This is a genomic window from Larkinella soli (genome assembly GCF_003703975.1).
Taxonomy (GTDB): domain Bacteria; phylum Bacteroidota; class Bacteroidia; order Cytophagales; family Spirosomataceae; genus Larkinella; species Larkinella soli.
The window spans coordinates 554,359-576,005 of record NZ_QTJY01000001.1 but is presented as its reverse complement, the minus strand read 5'-3'; the positions used below and the strand labels follow the sequence as shown (position 1 = coordinate 576,005).

At 55.3% G+C, this 21,647-nt stretch carries 19 protein-coding genes; 11 read left to right on the top strand and 8 right to left on the bottom strand.

The genetic code is table 11. The annotated features are described in order from the left end of the window. Positions 1–18: 18 nt before the first annotated feature. The gene (dacB, locus tag DX909_RS04385) at positions 19–1,542 is read right to left on the bottom strand and encodes a D-alanyl-D-alanine carboxypeptidase/D-alanyl-D-alanine endopeptidase (RefSeq protein WP_128543897.1); all 1,524 of its coding nucleotides are present in this window, start codon (positions 1,540–1,542) and stop codon (positions 19–21) included. A gap of 462 nt (positions 1,543–2,004) precedes the next feature. On the opposite strand from dacB, the gene DX909_RS04380 reads away from it, so the two are divergent. From DX909_RS04380 to DX909_RS04360, 5 genes are all read left to right on the top strand, one after another. Further along, positions 2,005–3,441 carry an MBL fold metallo-hydrolase RNA specificity domain-containing protein gene (locus DX909_RS04380; protein WP_128543896.1) on the top strand — a complete coding sequence of 479 codons (1,437 nt, stop codon included), beginning with the start codon at positions 2,005–2,007 and terminating at the stop codon, positions 3,439–3,441. A 106-nt stretch (positions 3,442–3,547) separates the two neighbouring features. Beyond that, positions 3,548–4,501 (top strand): acetyl-CoA carboxylase carboxyltransferase subunit alpha, encoded by a 954-nt coding sequence (locus DX909_RS04375; RefSeq protein ID WP_128543895.1) that lies wholly within the window; start codon positions 3,548–3,550, stop codon positions 4,499–4,501. Positions 4,502–4,515: 14 nt separating this feature from the next. Further along, positions 4,516–5,181 carry an HAD family hydrolase gene (locus DX909_RS04370; RefSeq protein ID WP_128543894.1) on the top strand — a complete coding sequence of 222 codons (666 nt, stop codon included), beginning with the start codon at positions 4,516–4,518 and terminating at the stop codon, positions 5,179–5,181. Further along, the gene (locus DX909_RS04365; RefSeq protein WP_128544280.1) at positions 5,144–6,289 is read left to right on the top strand and encodes a site-2 protease family protein; all 1,146 of its coding nucleotides are present in this window, start codon (positions 5,144–5,146) and stop codon (positions 6,287–6,289) included. Before DX909_RS04370 ends, DX909_RS04365 begins: the two co-directional genes overlap by 38 nt. Before the next feature lie 41 nt (positions 6,290–6,330). After that, positions 6,331–6,897, top strand: a complete 567-nt coding sequence (locus DX909_RS04360) for a 1-acyl-sn-glycerol-3-phosphate acyltransferase (protein ID WP_128543893.1) — start codon at positions 6,331–6,333, stop codon at positions 6,895–6,897. Here DX909_RS04360 and lpxB read toward each other — a convergent pair. Both lpxB and DX909_RS04350 read right to left on the bottom strand, forming a co-directional pair. Further along, positions 6,887–8,032, bottom strand: a complete 1,146-nt coding sequence (gene lpxB, locus DX909_RS04355) for a lipid-A-disaccharide synthase (protein WP_128543892.1) — start codon at positions 8,030–8,032, stop codon at positions 6,887–6,889. The genes DX909_RS04360 and lpxB overlap by 11 nt on opposite strands. A gap of 5 nt (positions 8,033–8,037) precedes the next feature. Further along, positions 8,038–8,454, bottom strand: coding sequence for a 6-pyruvoyl trahydropterin synthase family protein (locus DX909_RS04350; protein ID WP_128543891.1), 417 nt, complete (start codon positions 8,452–8,454; stop codon positions 8,038–8,040). A 298-nt stretch (positions 8,455–8,752) separates the two neighbouring features. Here DX909_RS04350 and rfaD point away from each other — a divergent pair, with 298 nt between their 5' ends. Beyond that, positions 8,753–9,718 (top strand): ADP-glyceromanno-heptose 6-epimerase, encoded by a 966-nt coding sequence (gene rfaD, locus DX909_RS04345; protein WP_128543890.1) that lies wholly within the window; start codon positions 8,753–8,755, stop codon positions 9,716–9,718. Between the two features lie 24 nt (positions 9,719–9,742). On the opposite strand, the gene DX909_RS04340 is transcribed toward rfaD, so the two are convergent. After that, on the bottom strand, positions 9,743–11,281 hold the full coding sequence (locus DX909_RS04340; RefSeq protein ID WP_128543889.1) for a S8 family serine peptidase: 1,539 nt from the start codon (positions 11,279–11,281) through the stop codon (positions 9,743–9,745). Positions 11,282–11,366: 85 nt separating this feature from the next. Here DX909_RS04340 and DX909_RS04335 point away from each other — a divergent pair, with 85 nt between their 5' ends. Next, positions 11,367–12,665, top strand: coding sequence for an aminopeptidase P family protein (locus DX909_RS04335; protein ID WP_128543888.1), 1,299 nt, complete (start codon positions 11,367–11,369; stop codon positions 12,663–12,665). A gap of 22 nt (positions 12,666–12,687) precedes the next feature. Here DX909_RS04335 and DX909_RS04330 read toward each other — a convergent pair whose 3' ends face one another. From DX909_RS04330 to DX909_RS04320, 3 genes are all read right to left on the bottom strand, one after another. Then, positions 12,688–13,269 carry a TetR/AcrR family transcriptional regulator gene (locus DX909_RS04330; RefSeq protein ID WP_128543887.1) on the bottom strand — a complete coding sequence of 194 codons (582 nt, stop codon included), beginning with the start codon at positions 13,267–13,269 and terminating at the stop codon, positions 12,688–12,690. Between the two features lie 210 nt (positions 13,270–13,479). Further along, the gene (locus DX909_RS04325) at positions 13,480–13,923 is read right to left on the bottom strand and encodes a WapI family immunity protein (RefSeq protein ID WP_128543886.1); all 444 of its coding nucleotides are present in this window, start codon (positions 13,921–13,923) and stop codon (positions 13,480–13,482) included. A 278-nt stretch (positions 13,924–14,201) separates the two neighbouring features. After that, the gene (locus DX909_RS04320) at positions 14,202–14,633 is read right to left on the bottom strand and encodes a WapI family immunity protein (protein ID WP_128543885.1); all 432 of its coding nucleotides are present in this window, start codon (positions 14,631–14,633) and stop codon (positions 14,202–14,204) included. 241 nt (positions 14,634–14,874) lie between these two features. Between DX909_RS04320 and DX909_RS04315 the strand changes: the two genes are divergently transcribed. Beyond that, positions 14,875–16,083, top strand: coding sequence for a saccharopine dehydrogenase family protein (locus DX909_RS04315; protein ID WP_128543884.1), 1,209 nt, complete (start codon positions 14,875–14,877; stop codon positions 16,081–16,083). Between the two features lie 86 nt (positions 16,084–16,169). Here the strand turns inward: DX909_RS04315 and DX909_RS04310 are convergent, their stop codons facing one another. Further along, positions 16,170–17,588 (bottom strand): glucoamylase family protein, encoded by a 1,419-nt coding sequence (locus tag DX909_RS04310; protein ID WP_128543883.1) that lies wholly within the window; start codon positions 17,586–17,588, stop codon positions 16,170–16,172. Positions 17,589–17,705: 117 nt separating this feature from the next. Between DX909_RS04310 and DX909_RS04305 the strand changes: the two genes are divergently transcribed. The 3 genes from DX909_RS04305 to pyrG all read left to right on the top strand — a co-directional run bounded on the left by DX909_RS04305 (position 17,706) and on the right by pyrG (position 21,587). After that, positions 17,706–18,530 carry an energy transducer TonB gene (locus DX909_RS04305; protein WP_128543882.1) on the top strand — a complete coding sequence of 275 codons (825 nt, stop codon included), beginning with the start codon at positions 17,706–17,708 and terminating at the stop codon, positions 18,528–18,530. A gap of 135 nt (positions 18,531–18,665) precedes the next feature. Next, on the top strand, positions 18,666–19,799 hold the full coding sequence (gene nspC / locus DX909_RS04300) for a carboxynorspermidine decarboxylase (protein WP_128543881.1): 1,134 nt from the start codon (positions 18,666–18,668) through the stop codon (positions 19,797–19,799). A gap of 123 nt (positions 19,800–19,922) precedes the next feature. Next, positions 19,923–21,587, top strand: a complete 1,665-nt coding sequence (gene pyrG / locus DX909_RS04295; protein WP_128543880.1) for a CTP synthase — start codon at positions 19,923–19,925, stop codon at positions 21,585–21,587. Positions 21,588–21,647 lie beyond the last annotated feature (60 nt).

Genomic DNA, 21,647 nt, shown 5'->3' with positions numbered 1-21,647 from the left:
AAACCTTTCCGGCTCCGTTTACGGGTAGGCGTTAAGCGCCGTCAGCTGAGCCATTATTTTTTCCAGGTAGCCCATAACGCCTTTTAAAGAACCGGGTTGGTATTTGTTGACGATGACGGTGAAACCAAGCAGTTCGCCGTCGGCCGAGGTAGCATATCCGGCATACGCCCGCACCCCCTCGATGGTGCCGCTTTTGGCCCGTATATTTCCGGAAGCAGCCGTGCCCTTGCCCAGGCTTTTTACCGTCCCGGATTCACCCACGACCGGAATGCTTTCGTAGAAGGGCAGGAAGGTTTTCTCCTTCGACATGGCCGCCAGGATACCCGTCAGGTTAGCCGCCGTGAGGGCACCGACGGGCGAAAGACCGCTTCCATCTTTAGGTCGAAACCCGCTGATATCCAAACCTTTACCCTGCCATAACTGAACCTCCCGTTGAAGGGCCTGACTCGTTTTTAACGACCCTTTCGCCATGGCGCTGCCTGCGGTGATCAGCAGAGCTTCCGCATACAGATTGATGCTTTGATGGTTCGTCAGGCGTACCAGTTCCGACAGCGGTACCGAGGTATGGAGATGAATCGTGGTCCGGCCGGGTGGGTTACCTGAATTTGCCTCCGGCACCGTACCTTCGACAGTCCGGCCGGGCCCCAGGGCCTGAGGGGGTGAACTGACGGGAACGCCGTTTCGATTCAAGTACTCGTGAAGCGCAAAGGCCGTGAAAAAGGCCGGGTCAGGCAGCGAACCTTTCACCCCAAATTCGCTGGGACCCGCCGGAACCGTGCCTTCCAGAAAGACCTGGGAGGTAAAGGGAGCATTGTAAATGATGACCTCGTCTCCCGACCCCGACGGACCCGTCCGGACCCGGTTCTGCATGGAGAGAAACGGGGTGGCGGGTTCGGTTCGGAGTAAACGGGCCGGCTGGCCCACCGCCCGGGCCGGCTGGAAAACCGCCCGGTAAAGGTTTTCGTTAAAATTCAGGCCGCTTAGACCGGCTCCATAGTAGTTTCCGATGTCTCCCCAGACCCAGGTGTCCGGAATGGGAAGGGTCTGCACGGCCGAAGCATCCCCGACGACGGAACCCTGAATGCGTTTTATTCCGGCGGTCCGGACGGCATCGGTCCAGGTACGCAGCAGGGTGGGAGCGTCCGCGAATTCGGCGAACCGGCTGCTGCCGAGCGAAGGATCTCCGGAACCCCTTATGTATAGGTTGCCGGTCAGGACGCTGTCGCGCAGGGTGCCGTCATACTCCAGAATCGTCCGGTAGGTAAAGTTGTCGCCGAGAACCACCAGGGCGGTGGCCGTCGTCACCAGTTTCAGGGTCGATGCGGAAGGCAGACTCAGGCCGGCATTAAATTCGACCAGCGGGCTGCCGTCCCGAACCCGCCGGACCGACAATGCCACGGTGCCGTTCCGGACCAGGGGGCTGTTCTGCAGCTGACTGGCCGTTTCCTTCAGCCGTTCGATGGACAGGGAATCGGCCGGCTGGGCAAAAACCGGCTGCAAGCTTAGGAAAAAAAGAAACAAACCGATGGAAAATCGGGCCATAGGATACACTGTTGGATTGCGGAACCTGAACCCGTTGGAAACCGGTCCGGAAAACCGGGAAACGAATCCATCCGTAAAGGTAGGCGTTTGAAAAATCATTCAGAGCGAAATCAATGGCTTTTTGCCGGAAAAGCGGCCGATCCCAGGGTTGGCCGGAAGAAAAATAAATCGTTTATTTTTCCAAAGCCATGCTTCAACCGGTCAATCGATTCGCTTTCAAAAAGAAAGTGTCCTCATAGAAAATGCGGAATCCCAAACACCTCAATTTAAAATCGGTTTCCTGAAAAGAGGTAAATAGGAACCGATGGTGTATTAGAACCTTCTATCCCGTATTATTGCAATAGGAAGTCTGAATTTTACGCTCTTCTCTGTTGTTCTACCGGAAAAATTGGGCTTTTGGAGCCTCTTTCCGTTCATCACGAACTTGAAAAATCACTTTAATCAAGGCATCAATAGAATCGAATGAAGTTAACTTTTTGGGGGGCGGCCAGACAGGTGACCGGCAGTATGTTTCTCCTGGAAACCGACGATGACTACAGAATTCTGATCGATTGTGGGTCCGATCTGGATAGTAAGTCTGCTCAAAATGGTCAGGAAGGCCAGCCCCAGAAATCTGATACCGGGTTTTTTCCGTTTGAAGCCTCCGGTATTAACGTAGTGTTACTGACCCACGCGCACATCGATCATAGCGGAAACATCCCGAACCTCTATCGGGAGGGTTATGAAGGCCAGATCCTCTGTACGGAACCGACCTTCGCCCTGACGAATCTCCTGCTTCAGGATGCGGCTTCGCTGAATCTGAAACGCCTGAACGAACTCGGCAAAAGCAAAAAACAGCGCGTCCGGAAGCGGCTGGCGGAATTGCAGAAAGATCTTTTTCTGGAAAAACAGGTTCGGGAATCCATGGCGAACGTCGTTCCGATTCAGTTTAACCGGAAATTCAAGCTGGCCGACAATGTGGAGGTTACGTTTATTCCGGCGGGCCACCTGCTCGGTGCGGCCCACATCCTGATCAGCGTTTACGAAAACGGCCAGAAGAAAACCATCTGTTTCTCGGGTGATATCGGGCGGAAAAATTATCCGCTCCTGAGCGATCCGGAAACGATTCCGCCGGTAGATTATCTGATCTGCGAATCCACCTACGGCAACCGGCTCCATATCGATGCGCAGGCACCCGAAGCCGTTCTGGCCGACGTCATCCGCCGGACCTGCATCGACATTCCCGGACGCCTGATCATACCTTCCTTTTCGGTCGGCCGGACCCAGGCGCTGCTCTATACCCTCAACCGGCTGTATACCGAACAGGGATTTCCTCCGATCAAGGTCTTCTCGGACAGCCCGCTGGCGCTGGAAAGCACGAAAGTCTACCAGAAAAACCTGCGGATTCTGAACAAGGAGGCCAAAACTTACTTCGAGGAAAATGAATCGCTGTTCGATTTCGAAAACTTCGAGTACCTCGAATCTTCGAAGGCCAGCAAGGAAGTTTCCAATTATAACCAGCCGTGCATCATCATTTCCTCTTCGGGGATGGTCCAGGGCGGGCGCGTCGAACACCACGTCGCCACCAACATCAGTAATCCGTACTGCACGATCCTGATCATCGGCTACTGCGCCGAGGGAACGCTGGGCTGGCGGCTGCTCAACGGACAGCCGACCATCTCCGTCAAGGGCAAGGATCTGCCCGTCATGGCCAGGGTGGAACGCACCGACGTATTCAGCGGCCACGGCGACCGTGACGACCTGCTGCGGTTCGTCAAGCAGCAGACACCCGACCGGCTGAAAAAGGTATTCCTGGTCCACGGAGAATTCACGAGCATGTCCGCCTTCCAGCAGACACTGGTCGAAGAAGGGTTTCCGGAGGTCGAAATTCCGAAAAAGGGACAGACGTACGAGTTGTGATCAGGGGAGGGTTGCCAAACCGGATTTTCCGCTAACTTTGCCAACCGAAATAGGGGCAGGTGATCTGCTATGGGCAGATTGCCTTCGCCTGTGAACCGATTTTTGAATGAGGACGTATCTGGATTTCGAAAGACCGATTGCCGATTTGGAAGCAAGACTGGTAGAAATGAAAAAACTGGCGGAAAGCAGCAATGTGGATGTCAGCGAAGCGGTCGCATCGCTGGAAGTCAGTATCAGCAAGCTCCGGAAGGAGATATTTGAAAATCTCACCCGGTGGCAGCGGGTTCAGCTCTCCCGCCATCCGGACCGTCCCTATACCCTCGATTATATTTCCCTGATGTGCGACCAGTTCATCGAACTGCACGGCGACCGTGCAGTTCGCGACGATCCGGCCATGGTGGGCGGTTTTGCCGAACTGGGCGGGCAAACGGTCATGATCCTTGGAACACAGAAGGGCCGGAATACCAAACAGCGGCAGCAGCGCAACTTCGGGATGGCGAATCCGGAAGGATACCGGAAAGCCCTCCGGCTGATGAAGCTGGCCGAGAAATTCAACAAGCCGATCATTACCATGATTGACACCCCGGGGGCCTTTCCCGGTCTGGAAGCCGAAGAACGGGGTCAGGGCGAGGCCATTGCCCGGAACCTGAAAGAAATGTTCTCCCTGAAAGTACCCGTGATCTGTATCATCATCGGGGAAGGGGCCTCGGGGGGCGCGCTTGGTATCGCCATTGGCGACCGCGTTCTGATGCTGGAAAATACCTGGTATTCGGTCATCTCCCCCGAAAACTGTTCGACCATCCTCTGGCGTAGCTGGGATTACAAGGAACAGGCCGCCGAAGCCATGAAACTGTCGGCCCGGGATATGGAGAAATACGGGCTGGTCGACGGCATCGTCGAGGAACCGGTGGGCGGAGCCCATGCCGATCATGCCGAAATGGCCCGGCACATGAAAGAGGTAATTCTTCATACGCTGGAGGAACTGAACCGGCTCTCCCCCGAAGAACGCGTCTCGCAGCGGATCGACAAGTTCTGCTCGATGGGCGTCGTTGTCGAATAACCTGCGAACAGAATATGTCAAGCGTACTGCAACCTGAAATTAAGAACATCATTTTTGACCTGGGTGACGTCATCATACCGATCGACCTCCGGGGACCGATCCGCAACTTCGCCACGCTTTCCGGCCTGAGCGAAGAGGAGGTGGAGAACCTCTGGCGCGACCACGGGCTGACGCTTCAGTACGAAACCGGACTGATCGACGATGCCGCTTTCCGACGGCACGTCCGTGACCTGCTGAAAAACGACTCCTGGGCCGACGAGGTCATCGACACCGCCTGGAATACCGTCCTGCTGGAACTACCCGTCGAACGGGTCCAGCGGATCCTGGAGCTTCGGGAACGCTACCGGCTCTTTCTCCTCAGCAACACCAGCCGGATTCACATTGTGCGGGTCAATCAGATCCTGAGCGAACTGGGCCAGCCGACTCTCGAAGAACTTTTCGAGAAAGTGTATTATTCCTATGAGGTAAGGCTGGCAAAACCGTCACCGGAGATCTACAACCACGTTCTGGAAACGGCCGGTCTGAAGGCGGAAGAAACGGTGTTCCTGGACGACAACCCGCACAACATCCGGGCGGCCGCCGAACTGGGAATCAAGGCCGTTCAGGTGCAGCCCCCACTGACGATCCTCGATTATCTGCGTGATGAATCCGCGAGCCAGAACGTACCTTATTCAGGGTAGTCTGTTCCTGCTGACCCTGGTCAGTACGACGGTGGCCGGCACGGAATGGATGTACGGACGGCTGTTTCTGGATGTTAACTCCGGGCTCGGCTGGGCGGAAATCCGGAATGGGCTGCACTATTCGGTTCCCTTTCTGGCGATCCTTACGGTTCATGAGTTCGGTCACTATTTTACCGCCCGGTACCATCAGGTCCGGGTTACCCTGCCGTATTATATTCCGCTCTGGTTCGGTGTCGGCCAGAGCCTCGGAACCCTGGGCGCCTTCATTCGCATAAAGGATTACGTCAGCAGCCGGAAAAAATACTTCGACATCGGCATAGCCGGGCCGCTGGCCGGGTTCGTGCTGGCGCTGGTCGTACTGTGGTACGGTTTTACCCACCTGCCGCCCCCGGAGTACATTTTCACTATTCATCCCGAATACAAGAAGTTTGGTCTCGGATTCGCCCGGCTCGCCTATAATAACATCCCGTCCGGTGAACGGTTTACCCTCGGGGACAACGCCATCTTCTGGTTCTTCAAAACCTATGTGGCCGACCCGGCCCGGCTTCCGCACAAATACGAGATATTTCATTATCCGTACCTCCTTGCCGGCTATTTTGCCCTGTTCTTCACCTCGCTGAACCTGATTCCCATCGGACAGCTTGACGGAGGGCATATTCTCTACGGGCTGATCGGCCGGCGGGCTTTCCAGACGGTGGCCCCGGTTCTGTTGGTCGGTTTTGCGTTTTATGCCGGACTGGGGTTCTTCAAACCCGCCGATTTTGCTTTGACCGGGGATTTCGATTACCTCAACCAACTGGGAAATCTGGGACTCTACATCCTGGCCCTTTATATTTCCTTTCAGCGCATCAACGACAACCGGACCACGGCATTGCTGCTAGCGCTGAGCGTCGTGGCCGGACAGTTTGTGGTGTCGCTGATCTGGCCCACCGCCGAAGGATACCCCGGTTTTCTGCTGTTTATCCTGATCCTGGGCCGGTTCCTGGGGGTTTACCACCCGGAGACGATGGATGAAAAACCGCTCGATCCGACCCGAAAAGTGCTGGGATGGTTGGCATTACTTATCTTTATCCTGTGTTTCAGTCCGAAACCGTTCGTAACGGGTTGACATCCAGATAAACCGCCGGCCGCCGGCCGGATCGTAAACGTATGTTCAGCGCTTTTGCAAGATGGGTGTACAGACTGGCCGGATGGAAGCTTATCGGTCCTGTACCCGACATTCCGAAGGGCATCTGGACCCTCGCACCGCATAATTCCAACTGGGATTTTCTGGTTGGGGTGGGTGCCCGGGCCGAAACCCGCATCTGGATTCGGTACCTGGCCAAAAAAGAGCTGTTCAAATGGTATTCGGGTTGGTTTTTTGTAGCCCTGGGCGGTAAGCCTGTCGATCGGAGCCGGGCCACCAATATGGTGGATGTGGTGGTCGACGTCCTTCAGCAAACCGACCGGCTGCATATCTGCATTACGCCGGAAGGAACCCGCAGCAACGTGCAGAAGTTGAAAACCGGCTTTTACTACATCGCACTGAAGTCCGGCGTACCCCTGATTCTGGTCGGGGTGGATTATCCCCGAAAGTCGGTTATCCTGAGCGAACCGATGTACATGACCGGTGATTTTGAGACCGATATGCGACCCATCTACGCGTTTTTCAGCTCCATTCAGGGCAAACGGAAAGACTGGCTGAAACGGTATGAAGAAACCGGTATCATCGGTTGACCGGCGTATCCCTTTTTAATTCTTTCAGGTGGTTTACCATCAGGATCCCGGCCCGTTCGGATGCTCCCGGCCCGCCGACTTTTTTCTGCAACTCGGCATAATCGGTCAGCTGGCGTTCCCGTTCCGGCCCTCCGGGCAAAATCTTCTTCAGCTCCACGGTTGCATTTTCGGGAGACAGACCCTCTTGCGTCAGTTCCCGGACGGCTTCCCGGTCCAGAATAAGGTTGACGAGGGAGATGTAGGAAACCGCTATCAGCCGGCTCGCGATCTGAAATGAGATCCAGGACGTCCGGTAGCAGACTACCTCGGGAATATTCAGCAGGGCGGTTTCCAGAGTGGCCGTCCCGGAAGTCACCAGGGCGGCTGTCGAAACCGTCAGCAGATCGTAGGTTTTATCGATGACCAGCGGAACATCCGGATAGCCGGCCAGAAGCGGGTCGTACAAAGAACGGGGCAGATTGCTGACGCCGGCCACGATAAACTGATAGTCAGGAAATTGCCTGGAGGCAGCGAGCATTACCGGCAGGATCCCGGTCACCTCCTGCCGGCGGCTTCCCGGAAGCAGGGCAACGATCGGCTTTCCGTCTGCGGCAAGACCGGTTTCCGGCAGAAACCGAGGGTCGGGCCGAAAGGCCGCAATGGCGTCCATCAGGGGATTGCCCACGTAATCGACCTGATAATCGAACCGGCGGTAGAAATCGACCTCGAACGGCAGGATGACGAACATCCGGTCGACGGTTGCCTTGATTTTGAGGGCGCGTTTCTGGTTCCAGGCCCAGACCTTTGGGGAGATGTAATAAAAAACCCGGATACCCTGCCGTTTGGCGAACCGGGCCATCCGGAGGTTAAATCCGGCATAATCAATCAGGATCAGAACATCCGGCCGGCTTTCCAGAAGATCTTTCCGGCAGTCGTTCAGATTTTTCCGGATGGTTCCCAGATTCTGAACGACCTCCAGAAAGCCCATGAAGGCCATTTCGCGATAATGGCGGACCAGCGTGGCGCCGGCCTCCTCCATCTGCTCCCCACCCCAGGCCCGAAACCGGGCTTCGGGGTCATGATGCCGGATGGCCCGGATCAAATTGCCGCCGTGAAGGTCGCCGGACCGTTCTCCGGCTATGAGGTAGTAGGTCATCCGGATTATTCGCCAAAATAATCGACGTAATTCCTGGGGGTTTCGTAAAGCCGGATCTGATGCAGCCGGGCTTCGGTGACCGCTTCGAGAGTCTTTTCGAGAATCTTCCAGATTTCGACGACGAAGATCTCACAGCTGGCCATTTTGCCGTGCATGAAATCGACGTCGAGGTTCAGGTTTTTATGATCTACTTTCTCGATGATTTCCCGTTTGATGATGTCGCCCAGCAGTTTGAGGTCGATCACAAAGCCCGTATCCGGGTTGGGTTGGCCCTTAACGGTGACAATCAGTTCAAAGTTATGGCCGTGCCAGTTGATATTGGCACAGGGTCCGAAGACTTCCTGATTCTTCTCCTCCGACCACAGCGGGTTGTAAAGCCGGTGGGCCGCATTAAAATGTTCTTTTCTGCTAATGTATACCATTGCTTCGGCAGGTCGGCGGCTTCGGGCCGTCCCGTCCTGAATTTGTCTGCAAAATTACGGTCTTCCTTCGTTTAACAAAAATCTACCGAAAAGATGCGTAAGCCGGAAGATTAATTCCCTGAAAACCGAAGACCTGCGCATGAAAACAGACGAAGGGTGGAATTAGAATATTGCAATTTTTTCCTTAAATGGTGGATAGGTTCCTGCAGGGATAAGATGTAACTTTACAGCCAGTTTACTCTTGCCAACCTACCTGTTTTTATTTACCTAAAACAATCGTTGCTCACTTCTACAGAGTATGATTATTGTTACGGGCGCAGCCGGCTTCATCGGGAGCTGCCTGATTTCAAAGCTGAATCAGGAAAATTTCAATGTTATTATTGCCGTCGATGACTTTTCACGTCCGGAAAAACTCCATAATCTCGAAGGAAAACGCATTCACGAACGGGTAGACCGGGAAGAGTTTTTTGAGTGGCTGGATTCCAATTATCACGAGGTCGAGTTTCTGTTTCATATCGGTGCCAGGACGGACACGACCGAGTTCGACCGCCGGATATTTGAACACCTGAACGTCGACTATTCGAAGAAAATCTGGGAAAAATGCATCGCCTACCAGATTCCGCTGGTCTATGCCTCCTCGGCCGCCACCTACGGTCTGGGCGAACTGGGCTATGACGACAATGAATCGCTGATTCCGCAGCTGAAGCCGCTGAACCCCTACGGCGACTCCAAAAATGAATTCGACAACTGGGTGCTGGAACAGCCGCAACGGCCCTTCTTCTGGGCCGGCCTTAAATTTTTTAACGTATACGGGCCCAACGAATACCATAAAAGCCGTATGGCGTCGGTGATTTACCACGCCTTCTGCCAGATTAGCCAGACCGGCCGGATGCGCTTATTCCGCTCGCACCACCCGGATTTCCGCGACGGTGAACAGATGCGGGATTTTATTTACGTGAAGGATGTGGTGGATGTCTGCCTGTTTCTGATGCACCAGCGACGAAATTCCGGTATCTACAACCTCGGCAGCGGCAAGGCCCGTACCTTCCTCGATCTGGCCACCAACACCTTTCACGCGATGGGCGTCACTCCCCAGATCGACTTCATCGACACCCCCGAGGACATCCGCGACAAATACCAGTACTTCACCCAGGCCAACATGAGCAAACTCCGCTCCATCGGCTATTCAAAGCCTTTTCATTCGCTGGAAGAGGGGATTGACGATTACGTGAAGCAATTCCTTTCGAAAGGTAAGGTCCTGTAAATCCTTACCTTTCGACCCTATTTCTCATTCCCAGATTACCTCGATTACTTCCTTTTTCAGGTCGACCGTCGTCTGTTTTTCGTCGTGGTTCCGGCGCAGGATCAGCTTGCCGTCCTGAACCCGGCCTGCTTCCTGCTGGAGGACCCGCATTCCGTCTCTTTTATGAAAAATGGACACCATGGCGTCGGAATGTTCCGTCAGGCTGAGGGTGTACGTTTTCCCGGTGGCCCTGATGGTTCGGGAGGTGGCGGGCAGGGTCTGGCCTTTCGCCAGTGCCAGCGCCCGGGAAGCCTGGGGCACCCCGTAACCGACGAAATTGTTTCCGTACGGATACAGATGGGAGGATTTTTCGATGATGCTGATCAGTTCCTTGTTGGTAAGTTTTGGATTGGCCTGCATCAGACAGGCGGCAAAGCCGGTAATGACCGGTGCCGAAAGCGAGGTGCCGTAGAGCGAGTAACAGGCCACGTTCGGTTTCAGGTAGGAAAGAAATTCCGGCCCGATGCTGCTGTACCCGATGCGGTTCCAGAGTTTGTTATTGGTGGCTCCGACGGCCAGCACGCCCTGCGCGTCAGCCGGCGTCGAAATGATGCGCCAGGCCCGGTCGTCGCCCTCGTTTCCGGCCGAAACGATCACCAAAATGCCTTTTTTGTCGGCGGCCAGCTGGGCGGCTTTGCTGATCAGGCTGGTATGTCCGTCCATCTGGCTTGGTTGATAATTCTCTTTCGGATTCGTAAAGCCTTTGGCGTAGCCGAGGGAGGTGTTGATAATCCGGACGCCCAGGCTGTCCATCCACTCCATCGCGGCTACCCAGTTGTCTTCTTCACCCCGGAATTCCCGGGCGCCGTGGTCGGTCCGGGCCAGGTAAAAGGTGGCCTCGGTCGCCAGACCGTACTGAACGTTCTCGCCCGGATCATGGCCCGATATGGCGGCCATCACCTCGGTGCCGTGGAAGTCGGAGAGCGTTTCCAGCGAGTGAAAGAAGGTGTCGCTCGAACGGCTGGGGTTGACGTAATCCCGGACGGCCCGGATGCCGTTCCGCTGGAAGATGTGTTTCAGGGCGCTGGCCGAATCCGCACCGAAGTAACCGGCATCAATAACGCCGATGGTAACATTCCGGGCGGTCAGGTTGGCCCGCCGGAATACGTCGGCCTGAATCTGGGACATGACCGGCGCCAGCTGGGTTTTGGTGATGTCGTTGTCGAGGCTATTGATGATCAGGTTCCGGTCGATGGCGACGATTTCCTGAACAAAGGCCAGGGATTGGATCTTCCGGGTCTGCTCGTCGGTCAGTTCCGCCGAAACCGCGTTGAGCCAGCGCGAACGCAGGAGAGGGCGTACGCCCTGTTCGCGGAGGGTTTCAAGGTAGGCCGGGTTCAGGGGCAGGTCGGTTTCATCGACGGGCAGGCCGAGCGACTGCCGTTTGGCCAGGGAGGAGGGAGAAAGGGCAGGAGTTCCGGCGGAAGGCTTATCCTTCAGCCTGATCCAGTATTTGGATTGAGCCTGGGCTCCACCGGCGATTCCGACCGTTAATCCAAAAAGTAAGGCAACAATTTTTTTCATTAAAGCGAAACCTTCAATTTTACGCCTAAAATACGCAATAAATTTGACAGGAACACGGCGAATTCCGTGTTCCTGTCCGGTAGTTATGAAATACACACAGATCCCAAACGAACTGTTTATCCGGAACCGCCGGCGCCTGGCCGACCTTCTGAAGCCGAAGTCGATGGTGGTTCTCAATGCCAACGATATCATGCCGACCAACGCCGACGGGACGATGGGCTTCCGGCAAAATAACGATCTGTTTTACCTTTCCGGCGTGGACCAGGAGGAGACGGTCCTGGTGCTGTTTCCGAACCACCCCGACGAGCGATTCCGGGAAGTGCTTTTTCTGCGGGAAACCAATGAACTGATCGAAACGTGGGAAGGCCACAAGCTGACCAAAGAGGAGGCTGTGCGGACGTCCGGGATCCCGAAAAATTCGATTTACTGGACGCACGAGTTCGAGTCGGTATTCATCAATATGGTGTTCGAGGCCGACCAGGTTTACCTGAATTCCAACGAGCATACCCGAAACTCGTCGGAAGTCGAATCCCGCGATGCGCGGTATGTCCGGCAGTTTAAGGAACGGTATCCCCTGCACCGCCTGGAACGGCTGGCTCCGCTGATGCACACCCTTCGGGCGATCAAGCAGCCCGAGGAACTGGATTTGCTGAAAGAAGCGGTGCGGATTACGGAAGACGGCTTCCGGCGACTGCTCGGTTTCGTAAAGCCCGGCGTCTGGGAATTCGAGATCGAGGCCGAACTGGCCCACGAATTCCTCCGGCAGCGTTCACGCGGTTTTGCGTATGAGCCGATTATCGCTTCCGGCGCCAATGCCTGCATCCTGCACTACGTCGCCAACAACCAGCAATGCCGGGAGGGCGACCTGATTCTGTTGGATGTGGCGGCCGAATACGGCAATCTGAACGCCGACCTGACCCGGACCATTCCGGTAAGCGGTCGGTTCACGAAGCGGCAGAAAGACGTTTACAATGCCGTATTGCGGGTATTGAGGGAAGCCAGAAAGTTACTGGTTCCGGGAAATATCTGGGATGATTACCATAAGGAGGTCGGCCGGATCATGGAGGCCGAACTGATTGGACTGGGGCTGCTGGATGCCAAAAAGGTAGCGCTTCAGGACCCGGATGCTCCGCTGTACAAAAAATATTTCATGCATGGCACGTCGCACTTTCTCGGCCTCGACGTGCACGACGTCGGCAACAAATACCGGCGATTTGAACCCGGTATGGTCTTCACCTGCGAACCCGGTATCTATATTCGGGAGGAGGGTCTTGGGATCCGGCTGGAAAACAACATCCTCATTACGGCAGACGGCAACATCGATCTGATGGAGTCGATCCCGCTGGAAGCGGAGGAAATAGAGGAGTTGATGAAGGCGGGATGAGGCAGCAGGGGGCTGAAAACGCTTAGTTGCCTGCCTCCGGCAACCCGGCAATGATCCGGCGGATGGCGCATTCGATCCGCTGCCAGCCTTCGTCACCGCTCAGGTCCACGTTCATGATTTTTCCGTGCGAGGGGCCGATCAACAGCAGCAGGGTGATTCCCGAAACCAGCAGGGCCACCACCGGGTCGATTTCCTCCCTGCGGTCCTGGACCAGTTGTTCCACCACTTTGCGGTAGGATTCGTTCCGAACCACCGCCAGCCGCTGGCTCAGGGAGGAGGTCGGGTTGCTGATCTCCCATTTCAGTAGCTCCTGGACCGGCTTTCGTTCCCGGAGTTCCTTCATCAGCCCGGTCAGATATTGAACCCAGACCTCGTTGGGGGATTCGGTTTTCAGACCGGTGAGGCCGGCAAGAAACTGTTCATTATAAGTGGTCAGGAAATGGCCTTCCTTCAGGAATTGCTCCATCAAACCTTCCCACCCTCCGAAGTAGCGATAAATCAGGACTTTGTTGACGCCGGCCTTTTCGGCAACGGCATTGATGCCGGCTCGTTCGGCACCGCGTTCTGCAATTACTTCACCCACAGCCTGGAGAATACGTTCCATGGTCTGTGAACGGTTCCTTTTACGGACTTCAATCATTTCTTTGTTACGTTCCCTTTCTTTGTCGGACGCATGGGGTGCTTCATACATCCGGCTACTATTTTTGTAGTTAGTAAGCTTATTATACAAAGTAAGCATATTAAAACGATAGACGGGACCGGATTTTTCCAATTTGAATCAATAATGCAGTTATTTGGCAATATTCTCCACTTTTCAGGCCCGCACCGGAAATTTCTCCATCTGGGTCTTTAGCAGGGTCACTGCATCCATTAACTGATTCAGGGTAGGTATAACGGGGAGCCAGAAAGCCGAGGAAAGGTCGGTGTGCCAGTAGGGGGAAACTTCACAGTCCAGCTTGACCTGAATCAGAAACTCGGAATTGCCCACGGAAAGGCACTCGAAGCTCAGACAAGGCTCGGTAAACACCAGCCGGGGCAGCGGCCGCCGGGTAGAGCCGATAAAGGATAACCACTTGATCAGCAGGTCGATCTCCCAGGTAAGTAGAAGGGGGGCGGTAAAGGTGGCTTCATGGTTCTGCCAACGGGTTCTCAGCCCCACCAGCAGCCAGTTCCGGTCGAGATCGATAGGATTGCTTGTCTTATATTCGTAATCGAGGATGTTCAGCTCAAAGTGGCTGCGCGGACCGGTCAGAACCATGATTCAGGCGAATAATTGGTTGAAATGCCAGGTGAACTTCAAAAAGGTGGGCGGCCCGATCGGACGGCGTGAATCTGATTGCTTGAATTCCGGACTGATACCCTTTGCAACAGTACGGAAGTAACCTGTTTACAGGTCGTTAACGCAGACGAATATACGAAATACCGCCGGAATACCAAATCGGTTCCGCCTACTCGGGCAAATAAAGTTTGGGGTCTGTTTGGGAGGAGGTTGAATTCGTTCCGGGTTTAAGCAGCAAGACCGTAGACCGTATTGGGTCAGCGTTCAGGATAGCTGGAAAGCTGCAAAGACAGATCGCGGATGGCTTCACGCAGCTGATTCCGGGTCAGGGTCAGGTCGAGAAGCAGGGGAAAGTCGGGGTAGGGATGCCAGGAAGGAGCCATCGCCCGGTCGAGCTGAATCTGGAGGTGAAACTGCTCATCGGGAAGTGCTGCGGCCTCCATGCTCAGGCCGGGTTCCGAGAACGTCAGCGTCACATGAGGAACGGCCCTTTTCCAGAGCAGCTTGAGCCCATTGATCAGGCGATTGATCTCCCAGGTATGAAGCGGTGCCGACTGTTTATGGGATTCCTCCTGCCATTGAGTCGATAACTCACACAGAAGACTGTTCCTCTCCCGCCAGTTCGTGCTTTTTCTTCCGTATCCTTTAATCAGCAGTTCGAACGAACCGGTGGAGCAGTTAAGTTTCATAACGTCGAAGTGGTTGATTATTATAGAGTTAACTCGCCTTATTAACAAATATAAATAATTGCCTGCATACCGGCAAGGGTTTTATTTCTTCTTTATTTTGTGCCGATCAAATCTTTTTTCTTCCGGGTTCCCTTCAACCGGCCGACGTAGCTATCTTTGCGCGAATTTGTTTAACCGGGTTGCCTCCGCGGTTCCGGAGAACCGGTCGGGCTGGCGAATCCTTAAAGATCAGAAAGAACCAATGGCTAAAGTGCTGATTATCGGGGCTGGGGGAGTGGGAAGTGTGGTGGCGCACAAGTGTGCCATGAACGCCGATGTTTTTACGGAAATTATGCTCGCCAGCCGTACGCTTTCCAAATGCGACCGGATTGCCGCCGAGATCCGGGAGATGCACGGCGTCGAAATCAAAACGGCTCAGGTGGATGCCGACATCGTGGCCGAACTGGTCATGCTCATCAAGCAGTTCCGGCCGGCGCTGGTGATCAATGTGGCTCTGCCGTATCAGGACCTCCCGATCATGGACGCGTGTCTGGAGACCGGGGTGCATTACCTCGACACGGCCAATTATGAGCCGAAAGACGTCGCCAAATTCGAATACAGCTGGCAGTGGGCCTACCGGGAGCGGTTCGAAATGGCCGGGATCATGGCCCTGCTGGGCTGCGGTTTCGATCCCGGAGCAACCCAGGTGTTCACGGCCTATGCCGCCAAACACCAGTTCGATGAGATGCACTACCTCGACATCATCGACTGCAACGCGGGCAGCCACGGCAAGGCTTTTGCCACCAACTTCAACCCCGAGATCAACATTCGCGAAATCACCCAGCCGGGTCGCTACTGGGAAAACGGCGACTGGGTGGAAATTCCGCCCATGTCGATCCACAAACCCATCGACTACCCCGAAATCGGCCCCCGCGAATCCTATGTCCTTTATCACGAGGAACTGGAATCGCTCGTCAAAAACTTTCCGACCCTGAAACGGGCCCGGTTCTGGATGACCTTCGGGCAGGAATACCTTACCCACCTGCGGGTGCTGGAAAACGTGGGAATGACCAGCATCAAGCCGGTGAAGTTTCAGGGGATGGATATCGTTCCGCTGGAATTTCTGAAAGCCGTCCTGCCCGCGCCCGAAACGCTGGGAGAAAACTACACCGGCCAGACCTCCATCGGCTGCCAGATCCGGGGCGTCAAGGACCGTCAGGAGAAAACGTACTTCATCTGGAACAACTGCAACCATGCGGAAACTTACCGGGAAGTGCGCGGCCAGGCCGTCAGCTACACGACGGGTGTTCCGGCCATGATCGGCGCCATGCTGATGCTCAAAGGCGTCTGGATGAAGCCCGGCGTCTGGAACTGCGAAGAAATGGACCCCGATCCGTTCATCGAGCAGATGAATCTTCAGGGACTCCCGGTGCAGGACCAGGTGGGGCAGCAGTTGAGTGTGGAGAAATAGTCGGGGAATTTAAGCGTTGAGGAGTTGGGGAGTTGCGAAGCGGGTCAGGTAACAGTTCAACTCCCAAACTCCCCGACTCCTCAACTTCACTTTAACCAACCTCCCCGAAACCCTGCCCGCAGGAGTCCTTTCCGGAGGGTCGGATTGCGCATCATCAGGTTCCAGATCAGGTTGGTTCGGTAATTTTCGGTCATCAGGAGGATCGGGCCGCTGTCGATACCGAGGTAATCGATGTCAAACCAACCGGTTTCGTCCGTACCGGAGCCTTTCGGATAGGAGGGATTGAACGCATCCCTGAAACCGTATTCCCCATAGATTCGGCTACCATAGCGGGTTTTCATGGCCCGCAGGGCGGAGATGCACTCCTCCGGTGCAAACGGCATCGAACCGCCGGCCGCCGTGGGGGCAATGGTACCGTCGTCGACGATTCCGGTGGCCGCAGCGCCCCTGGCCCGGTAGGAAAAAAAAGCCCGGCCGTCGATTACGGTGTCTTTTGGGCCGTCGCAGGCCGTCAGCCCCCAGATATCCGGGCCGTAATCCAAGAACTTCTTCGGATTTTCGATGCAGTAAGCCCGGTTGGCGAGAGTGGCCCGGCGGCTGTTCTCGAAGTAATCGATGCCTTTCCTGCGCATATATTCATCCTGAATACCCCGGAAATCGATCCAGATGTGTGAGTACTGGTGGCCGAACAGCGGGTCGAAGTTGACGTGAGTCATGTTTTGAAAATCCTTCCATTCATAGGTGGAGGTCCACCACGACCAGGCTTCGGCGCCGATCGGGTTGGTGGGTGAAGCCAGCGCCAGCACGTACAGAATCATCGCTTCGTTATACCCCTTCCAGTCCGAGTCAATGGCCCCCTTTTCGGGATGCCAGCCCATCGCCAGATACGGGGACCGCACCTGCATCCATTTCCACTCCACCCGCCGGTAGATCTGATCGGTAAGCGACCGGATTTCTTTTTCCGTCGTCGAATTTTCGCGGAAGTAAGACTGGCAACTGAGCATTCCGGCCAGCAGCAGGGCCGTATCGATGGTCGACAACTCCACCTGTCGGTAACGGAGGCCGGTTTTCATATCTAGAAAATGGTAAAAAAAACCGCGAAAACCAGTCGATTGGACCGGATCGGCCGACTGGGGCGCCCGCGCGAAAAACCGCAACGTCCGCACCACCCGTTCGGCGGCCTGGGCACGGGTCACGTATCCCCGCTCGACGCCGATCAGGTAGGCGGTCAGTCCGAAACCCGTAGCGGCAATACTGGCAAAGGAAGGCGTAGGGTGCCGATCCGGAAGCAGGCCATGCGGATTGTCGCCCAATTCCCAGAAATACCGGAACGTGTCGCGCTGAAGCGAGTCCAGGAACCGCCGGGAGGTGGCGATCGACCGGTTCTGGGCCGATGCCGGTTGTACGGCGGAAAGGCCGATCGTCAGGAATAGGAGGAACCGGATAGCCGTTCGAAACCGGGAGATATAAGGGTCATTCGTCAAAAAGAATAGGAAGGAGAACATGGTGTCATGGGAAAGAACGGAAAGTTAGAGAGAAACGGATGTAAAAAAATAAGCACTTTCCTTGTATATATAATTTACCAATATATATTTGTATGCAAACCATACCTGTTGAAACCCATGGAACAGACCTATGATCTGCGGTATCCTACGCTCAATGACATCGTCTTTGAGAACCGCAACAAGCAGTACGGCGCCTACGATCTCCGCCAACGGTATTCCCGCCATACGGAACGGGCGCTCTGGCTCGGTATTCTTCTCTTTGCCGCCGGATTGACTGCTCCCACCGTGTACGACCGGCTGAAGCCTGCCGAGGACCCGCAGCAGTACATGAACGAAGTGATTCTGGAAGACCTGAAGCTTCAGCAGCCGGAAGAACCGCCGGTGGTGCTGCCGCCCGTCCAGCAACCGGTGGTTCAGGTGCCGACGACCCGGTATCTGCCCCCGGAGGTGCTGGCCGACGCACCGGAGGAAGTGGTGGTTCCGACGACCGACGACCTCGAAAAAACCACCCCCAGCGATAAAACCGTCGAGGGAGATCCTAATGCAGGAGATGTAATCGAGGCCCCGAACGAAACCGCCGGTCCGGCCCCGGTCGAGAAAAACATCGATGTCAAACCCAAGGAGGACGAGGTGTTTATCGGCGTCGAACAGCAGCCGATGTTTCCGGGCGGAATGTCGAAATTCGCGGAGTTTCTGGAAAGAAATCTGAAATATCCCCCGGCGGCCTCCCGGGCCGGTATTTCCGGTAAGGTCTTCGTGCAGTTCATCGTCAATACGGACGGCTCCATCGTGGAGGCCACCGTCATCAAGGGCATCGGCTTCGGGTGCGACGAGGAAGCCCTCCGGGTTATCCAGAAAATGCCGAAATGGCAGCCCGGCAAGCAGGCCGGCCGGCCGGTGCGGGTGAGATATAATCTCCCCATCGTGTTCCAGATGGAATGAATGGGAAATGTTGAGTGATAGAATTGTTGAATGACGGTTCGCCGTAGCGATTGAATGGGCTCCGCAATGTTAAAACTGGCGGAGCCCATTCAATCATTCAACAATTCTATCACTCAACAATTATCTTTGCGCCGTATGATTGAGTACTCAAATGTTCCCTCGCCCTGCTTCATTCTGGAGGAAGCCAAACTGCGCCGGAATCTGGAACTGATCGACTCGGTTCAGAAACAGGCCGGCATCCAGATCATCCTGGCCCTGAAGGGATTTTCGATGTTCAGTGTTTTTCCGCTGGTCAGACAGTATCTCAGCGGAGCTACGGCCAGTTCGCTGAACGAAATTAAACTCGTGAACGAGTTCATGGGCGTGAAGGCCCACACCTACATACCGGCCTACCGCGAGGACGAATTCGACGAAGTGCTGGAGCGAAGCAGTCACCTCACCTTCAATTCGATGAGCCAATGGGAACGGTTTCGGGACCGGGTGGCGGATTCGGGCGTCTCCTGCGGCATCCGGGTCAACCCGCAGTACTCGGAAGTGGCGACCGATATGTATAACCCCTGCGTGCCGGGTTCCCGGCTGGGCATCACCCGTGACCTGATCGGCGACCGCCTGCCCGAAGGCATGGAGGGCATTCATTTCCATACGCTCTGCGAAAATGACTCCTATACGCTGGAGCGGACGCTCGAAGCGCTCGAAAGCCGCTTTGGCGATCTGCTGCACCAGGCCCGGTGGGTCAACATGGGAGGGGGGCACCTCATGACCCGCGAGGGGTATAATACCGGCCATCTGATCGATCTGCTCGGGGCTTTCCGCGAAAAATATCAGGTCGAGGTGATTCTCGAACCCGGATCAGCCATTGCCTGGCAGACGGGCGTGCTGCTGTCCACGGTTTTGGATGTGGTTGATAGCCAGGGAATAAAGGTCGCTATCCTCGACTCTTCCTTTGCGGCCCATATGCCGGATACGCTTGAAATGCCCTACAAACCCCGGATTCTGAACTCCTACCACGAACCGGTGGCCGGCAAACCGACGTACCGCCTGGGCGGCATGACCTGTCTGGCCGGCGACTTCATGGGCGACTACTCCTTCGATGCCCCCCTGAAGGCCGGAGACCCGGTGATTTTCGACGATATGATTCATTACACGATGGTGAAAACCACCACGTTTAACGGTGTTAACCTGCCCTCCATTGGTATCTGGCAGGAGGATGAAACCTTCCGGCTCGTCCGTACTTACGGTTACGAAAGCTTCCGGGATCGGCTGAGCTGAACGGCGGCTGTGAGCCTCAGAGGATTATTGGAAGGCGGCAACTTTTTCCCCCGGGTTGTTACCTTTTTCCTCTGAAATCTTCGTACCTTTACATCCCGTAACAACGATATTCCGTTTTCAGACATGGCTCAATCCGGTCAGAAAACCGCTAAGTACATTTTCGTTACGGGCGGTGTAACTTCATCATTAGGCAAGGGGATCATTGCCTCTTCGCTTGCCAAATTGCTTCAGTCTCGCGGCCTCTCGGTCACGATTCAAAAATTCGACCCCTACATCAACATCGACCCGGGTACGCTGAATCCGTATGAACACGGCGAATGCTACGTGACCGACGATGGAGCTGAAACGGACCTCGATCTGGGCCACTATGAGCGTTTCCTGAACATCGGAACTTCACAGGCCAATAACATCACCACGGGCCGCATCTACAATAACGTCATCACCCGGGAACGGAAAGGCGACTTTCTGGGGAAAACCGTTCAGGTGGTTCCGCATATTACCGACGAGATCAAACGAAATATCCGCCTGCTGGGTGAAACCGGCGAATACGACGTCATCATCACGGAGATCGGGGGCTGCGTCGGGGACATCGAATCGCTCCCGTTTGTCGAAGCCGTCCGCCAGTTGAAATTCGAGCTGGGCGAAACCGATACGCTGGTCATCCACCTGACGCTGGTGCCGTACCTGGCCTCCGCCGGTGAGCTGAAAACCAAACCGACCCAGCACTCCGTCCGGATGCTGCTGGAAAACGGAGTACAGCCCGACATCATCGTCTGCCGGACCGAACACCCCCTGCCGCCCGACATCCGTCGTAAAATCGCTCTCTTCTGTAACGTGCAGGTCAACTCGGTCATCGAAGCCATCGACGCCGAAACCATCTACGACGTTCCGCTGCTGATGAAGAAGGAGAAACTCGACCAGCGGGTGCTGTATATGCTCGACATCTACAACGACCAGGACGCCGACCTCGACTCGTGGAAGGACTTTCTGGGCCGTCTGAAGAATCCCACCGATGCCATCACCATCGGCCTGATCGGGAAGTACGTCGAACTGCGGGACGCCTACAAATCCATCGCCGAAGCCTTCATTCATGCCGGGGCCCAGAACGAATGCAAGGTCAACATCGAGTGGATTCAGTCCGAAACGCTCGGCGACGCCGTTCAGGTGGCCGAAAAATTACGTGATCTGGACGGTATTCTGGTGGCACCCGGTTTCGGAGAGCGGGGCATCGAAGGCAAAATCAACGCCATTCGGTATGCCCGCGAAAACGGCGTTCCGTTCTTCGGCATCTGTCTTGGCATGCAGTGCGCCTGCATCGAATTTGCCCGTAATGTGCTGGAATTGAACGAGGCACACTCGGCCGAAATGAACCCAAATACCCCGCATCGGGTTATCGACATGATGGAGAGCCAGAAGAAGGTGACCAACAAGGGCGGTACGATGCGGCTGGGCGCCTACCCCTGCAAACTGAAGCGGGATTCGATGGCTTCCCAGATTTACGGGAAGAACCCGATCAGCGAACGACACCGGCACCGTTATGAGTTCAACAACGAATACCTGACCCGGTTTGAAAAGGCAGGCATGATTCCGAGCGGGATCAATCCGGAAACCGGCCTGGTAGAAATCGTCGAACTGAAAAACCACCCCTGGTTCGTGGGTGTCCAGTTCCACCCGGAGTTGAAAAGCACCGTCATGAATCCGCATCCGCTGTTCGTCCATTTCGTGCGGGCGTCGCTGGTTTACTCGCAGCAGAAGCGCATGGTCGAAACGTCGGCCAATGTTGGTTAAGCCGGGGAAAGCCGTATTTTTGCGGTTCTCTTCAAACACAGTCTCCCGACTGTGCAGTTA